Source organism: Vibrio sp. B1REV9, from assembly GCF_905175395.2.
Lineage (GTDB): Bacteria > Pseudomonadota > Gammaproteobacteria > Enterobacterales > Vibrionaceae > Vibrio > Vibrio alfacsensis.
This window is the reverse complement of the sequence record NZ_HG992746.1, coordinates 638,393-648,653: the sequence shown is the minus strand read 5'-3', so window position 1 is coordinate 648,653 and position 10,261 is coordinate 638,393. Positions and strand designations below refer to the sequence as shown.

Sequence of the window (10,261 nt, the reverse complement as noted above, 5' to 3'; positions counted from 1 at the left end):
GGGCAACAATAATACATAGCCAACAATAAAATTTAGCCCCAAGCAACGAAAGATGCTTGGGGCTATTAATGCTTTTGTTTTTAAAACGGTTGGCATAATGACTTACATTTGTTAAACGCTATGTATCTTAGCCGGATGCTAGGCAATAAGTGATAAACATTCCTGCACAATGAATGTCTAAAGGTTTGATCATGCAAACAGTTTGGACAACATCTCTCGTTCTTCATTTGATAACACAGGTACTGTTTTTTTGTTCAACGTGTTGTTAATCTCGCCTTGTAGAGAACGAAGTTGACTAGCAGTCATGTCGTTAATTTTTTTCTTTAACTCGTTAAATTGCTGAGCAGTCATGTCTACCTCCGCATGTTGATTGGGTTTATCCTTTATCAACCCACCAAAACAGCCGTCATGGCTGAAACGCTATAATGCTAGAATAGATTTTGATTGGTGCTTTTTTGTCCGAGTAATGTCAGTTCCTATCAAAGACAATGTGTGTTTATGGCTCTAATCATCGTCGTCATTATATCGCTAAGCAGTCATCATTTTAGTTTCTCAATTGCTGCGATGATTAGAATTGCCGTGATAGCTGGAATTGTTGAGATGATTAGTTGACCCTTACAGCAAATTTTGAAGCCAAAGAGTGCAGTTCAGGCAGCATTCGATAGATAAGATGAAGCTGCTGAAGTACTAAACGAGCAGAGCTGTCATCCTCTTCACGCCATTCATTTAATCTCTGTTCTAAGTTGGCATCTTGGATTGAAGAAAGGTCACAATCTTCACTATGATGATGCAACTGTTGGTGAAGAACATCCAAATGCTGATGAATGCAGCGATGGGCATCTAACACCAATTGGTGAATGGTTTCATCTTCAATTCGAGTTCGATGTGCACCTAATGCAGAGATGTAGCTCAGCATCGCATGGTTTAAGGTGAGAAAACGAAAACTTTCATCGACGGCCGTTCGATACTTACCGGGTTCTGCAAGCATCGTACTGATTGCGGAAGAAAGGTTAGCATCATTGTTGTGCGCTTGGCGGCGAGCAACACGATAGCTCAAATTGTCTTTCTTACCAATTCGGTATTGACCAATGATCTGCCCGAGATACTGTTTGTTTGCATCAATGGCGTCAGACATGACTTTATGAAGTCGTTTTGATTGCCAATCCGGTAGTATCACCATGACTGCACCAACGGCAAGAGCACAGCCTATCAAGGTATCTGCTAAGCGAGGCAGTACGACAGCATAACCCTCTCCAAGTTGGTTGAATAAAAACAACACTAGTAGCGTTATAAAGCCTGTCGCATAGCCATAGTTGTTAATACGGAATGCAAAGAACATGACTCCGGACAACACAATAAATACCAACTGACTTTCCTGAGATGGGAAGAAAGTCAGTAATGGCACGCCAATCAATAGGCCAGCTAATGTGCCAATAACGCGAGCCGTCAGTTTTTGTCGGGTTGCACTGTAGTTTGGTTGACATACAAAGAGTGTGGTGAGAAGAATCCAATAACCGCGATCAATATCAAACGCTTGAATGATGCCATATCCGGCGGTTAAGGCGATAGACATTCGAAATGCATGGCGAAATAGCATTGAGTCTTGATTGAAGTTCGCTGAGATTCGTTGCCACATCGCTTTGAGCGTATGAGGGTTAGTATCGTCAAGGATGTCTTCTTCCAATCGTTCTGCATCTGGATTATTAATATTACTTAGCTGTTTTTCTACGGTCGCTAAGTTATTAAATAGGTAATTAAGTTGGGCGAGCAGACGTTTCCAATGGCCTTGTTGTTGTTCTTCCAAATAGCCTAATGAGTTTTGCAGCTCTGCTAACGCCAAAATGGACTGGTCGGTATGCGTATATTCATTACCCAAACGGATGGCATGCCCAATATCACGGCAAGCTTGTGCTTGGGATTCTAACAAATATTTAAAGCGAAATAGGACATCAGAACGTTCAAACTCAGTGGCCAGATCTTGATATCGGTAATGGCTTGAGCTGACACGTTCGTGGATATCTTGCGCAATAAAATAGATATTCAGAAAGCGGTCGCTAGGCCCATCAATATGGCCTCGTTTAGAGCGGCTTAGCAGTGTAGCTTTACATGCGTTTAGGGCATTAACGGTAGCGGCATTTAACTTCGCTGCTTCAATTCTCATCGGTTGTGGTGTCAAGTTGGTCACGGGATGAAACAGTCTTGCTTTGGCATCGAGGTAGTTTGCGATTTGCAGAAAGACATTGGAGAGGCTTTGTTGTACGGGCTGCATTGGCCAAAAAATCTGCCAGAGCATAGACATAAAGTAAAACCAAGCCGCGCCAGTGAGCAGTAATAATGGCTGGAACCAAAGATTGATACTTTCATGGGCACCGAGCATCGCATATATAGCAATAAGCAGTGACCCGAACGCGATACTTGCGTACTTCGGGCCAATGGCTCCGAGCATGATAAATCCAAAGGTAGAAACGAACAAACCAATGGCGAATGCCCATGGCGTATCAAATAGAATTTCTATAGAAAATGCCGCAACGGCAAAACAGATAAATGTGAGAATGAGTGCTTTTATTCGGCCTGTGAAACTGTCATCACTCTCGGCCAAAGCTGCTGCAATGACGCCCAAGATAAGTGGGGTGATCAATGTATTTTGATTGAAATACCAAGCAGGAATCACGACGCCTAATAAAGTGATCAAAATCAGAATACTATAGTTAATCGTTTTGTTTGCCCAATAGAGGCGAAGTTTTGAAGCAGCTTGCACGTTGCGCCTTTCGTTGCTGATGAAAAACGGGATTTCCAATTAGCCTCAAGGTAGAAATCTGCAGCTTGAGGTTAATTGGGTATATAGTAACAAACACACTATAGCGCGTTTATGACTTAATTTAATAAAAACTGTCATTTGCACACTAAATCAACAGACATGTCATTGACTTACGATTTAATGATGAGGTGGAGTGCGTTAAACCTTGTACACTAATTCTACAGTTATGTGAGGTTTTATAAAGAATAGGGAAAGAAGAGGATTTCAAACCTATCCTCCGCTACAACTTGAGCTTTTAAAATGATATAAATTCGGAGTATTGAGTGCGGTTGCACTGATAATCAAAGCATCTATAACTAAAAGGCAATCTTTACATGCAGCTTACTGCCTCCAATAAAGCTCAGTTTTTTATCCAAAATGAATATTACCAAGTCGAAATTAAAGAAAACAGTGTTTTATTAAGTTCCGTGGGAAGTGAAGAGCACATCCCATTTACATTTTGGAATGGCAAAATAGGTGTAAAAAGAGGCCTTTTATGGAGCTCACTACAGTTTTTTGCGCATGAGCAAGACGGAAAGCAGCAGAGTTGGCTAGTACAAGGTTTGCCTTGGCCTCAGTGTCGAAAGTTTGCGCAAGAAGCCGTTAGACAATATCAAGATTGGCACAACAATCAGTGTCGTAAACTCGCGGATTATTTACCGAAATGGGAAGATGAGTTATATCGGCTTAAGCATTTACCCGCTTATCTTTCACACTCTCAGACTCAACGTTGGGTTGATCAATTAAATGACGATTTGGCAGAAATCAAAACCAGTTTGTCTGAAGCAAAGATGCGTATGCCAAATCGCATCGCAGAAATTGAACCGTGGCTAATCGGCACATCACAAACATTAAGTGACCGTAATCATGAGTGGCTGGAAAATGAGCGCCAAAATTGGGAGGTGCTATTTAATAGCATTGAGTCTTCACCATTAAACCTGTCTCAGCAACATGCTGTGTTGATCAATGATGACCACAACCTTGTGTTGGCGGGTGCAGGCTCAGGAAAAACCAGTGTTCTTACTGCTCGAGTTGCCTACCTGATGCAAAGTCATCAGGCGCAAGCAGAAGAAATACTCATGCTGGCTTTTGGCCGAGACGCTGCGAAAGAAATGAAAGAGCGTTTGGTTGATAAAGTAGGCTTGGCGGCAGAAAATGTGCGAGTTAATACATTTCATCAACTGGGTTTGTATATTCTTAACCAAGTGGAACCTCAATCGGTAGAAATATCCCCACTTGCGATTGATGAAAAGCAAAGAGCGGCGTGGTGCATTGATTGGTTGAAGAAACACTGGATGACACCCACCAATTTCAAGCGTTGGCAGAAACATCTTGATAAATGGCCAATTGCCTACCTAAAAGGGGACGATGAACTTGGCAGTCATTCAGAAAACCCGAAACTGATTGCTTGGCTAGATTCACAACTTGCCCAGTTGGCGGCCGTTGGATTATCGAAAAAACAAGTTCAAGAAAAATTGGTCAATCACCAAGATTACACGCGTTTAAACAGTGAGCTTTCTCTATGTTGGCCATGTTTTAGTGCTTGGCAAAAAATGCTGAAAGAATCGAATCAAGTTGATTTTCCGACGATGATCAGCCGTGCAACAGACCATGTCGCTAAAGGAAAATTTACCTCTCCTTGGCGTTTTATTATGGTCGATGAGTATCAAGACATTTCTCCGGATCGATTAGCGTTAATTGAGGCGCTTTGCGAACAGAATGATAAGCAAACTGGCGCAACCTTGTTTGCTGTAGGGGATGATTGGCAAGCGATCTATCAATTTGCCGGAGCAAACGTTGATTTAACGACGGGTTTTAAAGAGCGTTTTAAGTATTCGACTGTACACCAACTTGATACGACGTACCGTTTCAACAATCAGATAGGTGATGTTGCAAATACCTTTATCCAACAGAATCCGACGCAACTACCTAAGACCCTAAACAGCCACAAACAACGCAAACAGAAATGTGTTCATGCGGTGCCGAGTAACCAAGTTGAGAAGATCCTAGATCAATTGAACCAACAGGCGAAGAAAACTAAGTCCGTACTGTTGTTAGGTCGCAACCATTATCACAAGCCGGATCTGTATGATGATTGGCTGAAACGTTTTCCAAATCTGGACATTCGTTTTATGACTTGTCATGCAAGTAAGGGGAGGGAAGCGGACTTCGTTATTGTTTTATCTGTTGACGAGGGGCAATTTCCGAGCAAGAAAAAACAAGCGCACTTAGACGGTGCGTTAACAGATTCTTCTGACAAATTCCCTTATGCGGAAGAACGTCGCTTATTTTATGTTGCTTTGACGCGTGCAAAAGAAAAAGTGTGGGTCACACATACCGGTGCGGGATCAGCTTTTGTGCAAGAATTGGTAAACGGTGACTATCCTATCTCTAACTCAAGATAAAGTTAAAGGCGATATTCAGTATCGCCTTTATCGTTTTTGCTTATTCAGCAATCAAATCGTTAAACGACGTGATTAAGTGCGTTCTGCAAGGTAGGCATCGTAATCAGGTATTTCGATGTCGACTTCTTGACTCAATAATGGTGAGTTAAACAAGAAGTTAGCGGTTGCTCGGTTTGTCGCAACAGGAATATTCCACACGCTTGCAATGCGAAGTAATGCTTTTACATCTGGATCATGTGGTACGGCGTTAAGAGGATCCCAAAAGAAGACTAATACGTCGATTTTACCCTCTGAAATCAATGCACCTAGTTGTTGGTCGCCACCCATTGGGCCGCTGATCATACTCTTAATTGCCAATCCTGTTTCTTTACTTAACATGTGGCCTGTGGTGCCTGTTGCGTACAAGAAATGGCTTTGCAACTTTTCTTTGTTCTCTGTTACCCAACGGAGCAGTTCTGGCTTGTAATGGTCGTGGGCAACCAACGCGATGTGTTTATGTGCTGGCATGGTACGAGTGGTTTTTTGCATCAAGTTATTTCCGTTTTTATGATTCTAAGTTTATTGCTGTTTAGTTATACCCAAGTCACCTTAAGAGACTTGATTCAGCGAGCGTGATTTGGGCATAGAATACGTTTTTTATGTTTCAATCAATAGGTTTTACACGGAATGTTGGTCGATACTCTGACGGAGATAACGATTCTTCAATCGTGTCGTTATGAAGCGTCTCCGGTGTCAGAGGTTTGATAACGGGCGTTGCTTGCTTTTCGTACGGTTGATTGCGTAAGTAGCGCGTTGCTTGCTCGATAGATAGGCGGCCTTGCTCGACCATTTTGTCCGTCGGTGCAAACAGAACTTTATTGCGCAAAAGGCCTCGGTAAACCCCATGACTTAGGTAGATAGAAACTAGGCCAATATCATCGGTTTTGTGTGCGCTGCGTAATTCACTGATGGCGGCCTCTATCGCTACGGCACTCCCTACAATGTAATCTACATTCCCTTTATCAATAACGCGCTGAACAAGGTTACGCTGTAACTCCTTGTCGTTGTCTGCCCAATAAGCATCAACGATCTTTATATCACTGTTTTTGATAGCATCGTAAAAGCCGGTTGTGACGGGTTTTGTTCCACCACGAGTTCTAGGGCCTAATAACAGTGCGATATTGGTTTGTCCTGAGCCTTTTGGGTGTTTTTCTGCAAGGTATTTACCTGCTTCGTAACCCATCCAGTACCAGTCAACACCCACCGTACCTTTGAGTATACTTGATTGACTTTTATCAAGTACAAGCTCGTTCACAGTGGCAAAAACCGGTGTGCGGCCAACCCAGTTGTTCAGGTTGTGCTCGTAGGCTTGTGGGTCAACAGTACCGAGTACGATGGCATCGGCCCCCCATTGTGTACACAGAGCGAGTTGCTGTTCTTGGCGGGCTTTGTTTGGGTATCCACCTGCTTCTAATACTCGCAGTTCGACGCCCAATTTTTCCGCTTCGGAAACCATTCCATAGTTTACTGACAGCCAGTATGAATCTTTTAAGTGAGGGTAGATAGCACAGATTTTTTCCGCTGCGTTTGACGGCATTGATGCGAAAAAAGCCAAAGCTAGCGCTGAGTGTGTAAAAACTGTACGAAGTGAGTGCTGATTTTTAACCATGAAATGAAGTTCGTTGGCATAGATTAAGTAAACACTGCAAAATATAACGTAATATGTCGCGGAACACGAACATTAAGGTTAGGAAAATATGTTGCTAGCTACCGCAAGCATCGGACGTAAACTTCTGTTGTCTTTCATCGCCATGGCAATGTTGGTCATGTTATCGACGTTGATTGGTGTATCAGGTTTCTCTCTGGTAGCAAAAACGGAGCGAAATGTTGTTAATGCTGCTATTCCAGCAATGATTGAAGCTCGCCAAGTTTCAGAGTTAAGCACGCGTATTATTTCATCCGTGCAAATGCTGACAAACGCGCAAAATGAGGGCGAGCGCAAAGACGCTGGTAAGGTGTTATTTGATCAACTGGAATCGCTACTCACGCACATTAAGGATTTAGGTGGGGATTCATTTGATTCAGAACTTCTGGATACGCTAGAAAACAACGTTCAGAATGTGATCGACAATCTAGCAGAGCTTGGTGTGACTGTGGAGCGGAAACTATGGCTTGCTAAAGAGATCACCACGCGTGCTGAAGAGATGCGATTGTTGAGTGAAGAGTTGGAGCAGTTGACTCGTACTCAAGTACAGAATACCAGTACGATTGCAGTAGCGAACGTGACGCATATTTATGATCTTCTTGAATCAAATAAAAAGGAACAGGCATTTCAAGCTTTGGATGCGTTGGTAGAAGTAGATCTTGACCTAAATGAGCGCCTTCATGAGCTGCATTTATTAGCGTTTAAAATGCTTAATCAAATTGAGGAAGCAAGAACATTAACTAACCTTGAGAGGATTCATCAAGTCCATGATGCATTTGACGAAAACCTTAAAATAATGAAACGTCGCGTCTTGGCGGTAGAAGACCCGACACGTTCCGCGCAGATGAGCCAGTTGTTGCAAGATCTTGGAAAACGGCAAGTTGTGTTCTCCATATTGATTCAACAATATGAGAACAATCAACAATCGCAGCAGTTGATGCACAAAACATTGGAAATGTTCTCAGAGCTTAACAATACCGTGAATCGGCTGGTGGATGACTCAAATCAAACCACACGAGTCGCAGTGGATGAACTTACAAGCACGCTGAAGTTTGCTCAGTGGTCGCTTGCGCTTATTTCAATCGTGGGTTTAGCGGTGGTCGTGATCATTCTATGGCGAGTGGTCTATGTGTCCGTTGTCAAACGCTTAGGCGAGTATTCCGCCGCGCTATTGTCTGTCGCTCAGGGTAATTTAGCGGTAGAGCTTGAGGTGAAAGGAAAAGATGAACTTGCTCATATGGGGCAAGCGATTATCACCGCAAGAAATACGGCCCAAGCGTTAAAAGTGGTTGCCGAGGGGGAAGCCAAAGCCAAACAAGATCTCGAAGAGCATAAAGAGCACTTAGAGGAGCTGATCGAAGAGAGAACGTCTCAGTTGAAACAGGCAAACCGCCGCTTAAATGAAGAAGTGCTCAATCATACCGAGGCGAGAAAACAAGCGGAGCAGGCGAGTCGTGCTAAATCGGCATTTCTTGCGACGATGAGTCACGAAATTCGTACGCCTATGAACGGTGTATTAGGAACGGCTCGTTTATTGATTGATTCTGGCTTAAACCCAATGCAAAAGCGTTATGCAGAGATCATCAATCGCAGTGGTAAAACACTGCTCGCGATTTTGAACGATGTATTGGACTATTCGAAAATTGAAGCAGGGCATTTAGAGATTCGAAGTCTAGGTTTTGATATTCACCAAATGATTGAAGATACATTCCAGTTGATGAATGGCAAAGCGCAAGAGAAAAATCTGATGTTCTCTTACCATATTGAAAGTGATGTTGGCCGTTACTGGAAAGGCGATGTTATTCGTATCAGCCAAGTGCTAAATAACTTAGTTGGTAACGCGATTAAGTTTACGGATCAAGGTGAAGTTGACATATACGTGAGTTTGAACCCCGAAGATGAGTCTCAAGTGCTGTTTGAAGTTACAGACAGTGGTATCGGGATCGCGAAAAAAGATCTAAAGACCTTATTTGATGCTTTTACTCAAGCGGAGGGCGGATTGAACCAAATGGGTGGCACGGGCCTAGGGTTAGCGATCAGCCGTCGAATCATTCATGCAATGGGTGGCCAATTGGACGTTGATTCTGAAGAGGGACTTGGCAGCCGCTTTTGGTTCTCCATTCCTCTTGAAGTGAGCGATCCGGTTGAAACGGTTTCGATCGCGAGTTCAAGATGTAAAATTCGAGTGCGTGCGCTTTTGGTTGAGGATAATCCAGTAAACCGTGTTGTTGCAGAGGGCTTCTTGCAAAGCATGGGGCATGAAGTTGTTATGGCTGAAGATGGCCAACAAGCTGAGGCGATGTTTAGGGCGCAAGATTTTGATATCGCTTTGGTCGACATCAACTTACCGGATTGCAATGGCACCGACTTGATCCATCGACTTAAACAGATCGAGCAAAATAAATCGACTCATAAAGCACCGATTGCAACACCAATGGTGGCCGTCTCTGCGCATGTATTTGCAGAGGAAGTGGAAAGCTATCTTGCCGCTGGTTTTGACGGATATTTGCCAAAACCAATGGAAAAAGAGGCATTAGCAGCGATCATTCGAGAAATGTTGGATGGTAAACAGTTGTTGTTACCACAAGTTGATAAGTCGTGTACCCAGGACGGGAATGTGACAAAGGAAACTGATGTTACGACAAATACTGATGTTACAACAAATACTATAAAAACTCCGGTCAATAGCGACCAATTAGCAGAGGAGCCAGCAATGGTTATCATCAATCCAAATGTGATTCAGTCAGACATGAAAATATTGGGCAGAGAAAAAATGCTGCACATTATTGATTTGTTTAGACAAACCAGTGCTGATGTGCTTCAACAGATGGAAACTTCTGCCGAACAGGGCGAGAATCGAGATATCAAAAACCTAGCACATAAGCTGAAAGGTAGCGCAGGTAGCTTAGGTTTAAATGCATTGATGGACACATGCCAACAAATTGAAATCGCATCAGACTCGTTAAACGTTTATAAACAGCAACAAAGCGTAATTCGAAAGCAGGTTCACGACTCGGTGAATGCACTAGACCAACTGATGTCGCAATAAATCCACATCGCCCTATAGTGGTGGTATAGGGCGAGGATCTACCTTGTTATTTAAATAGAAACTGTTTAAATAAAAGTTGTTCAAATCAAAAACGGCTCAAACAAAAACCTCCGGTGAAAGCCGGAGGTTTTTTCTAACGGGTCATATCATCATCCCACTCAAACCGAGTGTCTAGAGCATAAGGGTCATCGTCTAATGGATGTTCCACTCTGCCACGTAAGTATTCGAGTTGGTGCTCAAGCATATTAACCGTATCGTAGTCTCCCTCTGAGCAAGCAACATAGATTTGCTGTTCAAGAGCGGCAATGTTGTCTCGGATACCCATG

The 10,261-nt window shown here is 43.1% G+C and carries 7 protein-coding genes; 2 read left to right on the top strand and 5 right to left on the bottom strand.

The window, feature by feature from the left end:
* Positions 1–189 precede the first annotated feature (189 nt).
* Together KHN78_RS17105 and yccS are read right to left on the bottom strand one after the other, a co-directional pair.
* Positions 190–351, bottom strand: a complete 162-nt coding sequence (locus KHN78_RS17105; protein ID WP_211917519.1) for a hypothetical protein — start codon at positions 349–351, stop codon at positions 190–192.
* A 253-nt stretch (positions 352–604) separates the two neighbouring features.
* Positions 605–2,758: a YccS family putative transporter gene (gene yccS / locus KHN78_RS17100; RefSeq protein WP_211917517.1), complete on the bottom strand. Its 2,154-nt coding sequence runs from the start codon at positions 2,756–2,758 to the stop codon at positions 605–607.
* Positions 2,759–3,132: 374 nt separating this feature from the next.
* On the opposite strand from yccS, the gene helD reads away from it, so the two are divergent.
* Positions 3,133–5,202 (top strand): DNA helicase IV, encoded by a 2,070-nt coding sequence (gene helD, locus KHN78_RS17095; protein ID WP_211917515.1) that lies wholly within the window; start codon positions 3,133–3,135, stop codon positions 5,200–5,202.
* A gap of 72 nt (positions 5,203–5,274) precedes the next feature.
* On the opposite strand, the gene KHN78_RS17090 is transcribed toward helD, so the two are convergent.
* Both KHN78_RS17090 and torT read right to left on the bottom strand, forming a co-directional pair.
* The gene (locus tag KHN78_RS17090; RefSeq protein ID WP_128812785.1) at positions 5,275–5,730 is read right to left on the bottom strand and encodes a methylglyoxal synthase; all 456 of its coding nucleotides are present in this window, start codon (positions 5,728–5,730) and stop codon (positions 5,275–5,277) included.
* 115 nt (positions 5,731–5,845) lie between these two features.
* Positions 5,846–6,850: a TMAO reductase system periplasmic protein TorT gene (torT, locus tag KHN78_RS17085; RefSeq protein ID WP_211917513.1), complete on the bottom strand. Its 1,005-nt coding sequence runs from the start codon at positions 6,848–6,850 to the stop codon at positions 5,846–5,848.
* A gap of 88 nt (positions 6,851–6,938) precedes the next feature.
* Here torT and torS point away from each other — a divergent pair, with 88 nt between their 5' ends.
* Positions 6,939–9,935, top strand: a complete 2,997-nt coding sequence (gene torS / locus KHN78_RS17080) for a TMAO reductase system sensor histidine kinase/response regulator TorS (RefSeq protein ID WP_211917511.1) — start codon at positions 6,939–6,941, stop codon at positions 9,933–9,935.
* A gap of 133 nt (positions 9,936–10,068) precedes the next feature.
* On the opposite strand, the gene KHN78_RS17075 is transcribed toward torS, so the two are convergent.
* Positions 10,069–10,260: a hypothetical protein gene (locus KHN78_RS17075; protein WP_128812788.1), complete on the bottom strand. Its 192-nt coding sequence runs from the start codon at positions 10,258–10,260 to the stop codon at positions 10,069–10,071.
* Position 10,261: the final 1 nt, after the last annotated feature.

What these genes read in the sequence shown, in the direction of transcription:
- KHN78_RS17105 (WP_211917519.1), bottom strand. Translation starts at nt 351, where the DNA reads ATGACTGCTCAGCAATTTAACGAGTTAAAGAAAAAAATTAACGACATG.
- helD (WP_211917515.1), top strand. Translation starts at nt 3,133, where the DNA reads ATGCAGCTTACTGCCTCCAATAAAGCTCAGTTTTTTATCCAAAATGAA.
- KHN78_RS17090 (WP_128812785.1), bottom strand. Translation starts at nt 5,730, where the DNA reads ATGCAAAAAACCACTCGTACCATGCCAGCACATAAACACATCGCGTTG.
- torT (WP_211917513.1), bottom strand. Translation starts at nt 6,850, where the DNA reads ATGGTTAAAAATCAGCACTCACTTCGTACAGTTTTTACACACTCAGCG.
- torS (WP_211917511.1), top strand. Translation starts at nt 6,939, where the DNA reads ATGTTGCTAGCTACCGCAAGCATCGGACGTAAACTTCTGTTGTCTTTC.
- KHN78_RS17075 (WP_128812788.1), bottom strand. Translation starts at nt 10,260, where the DNA reads ATGGGTATCCGAGACAACATTGCCGCTCTTGAACAGCAAATCTATGTT.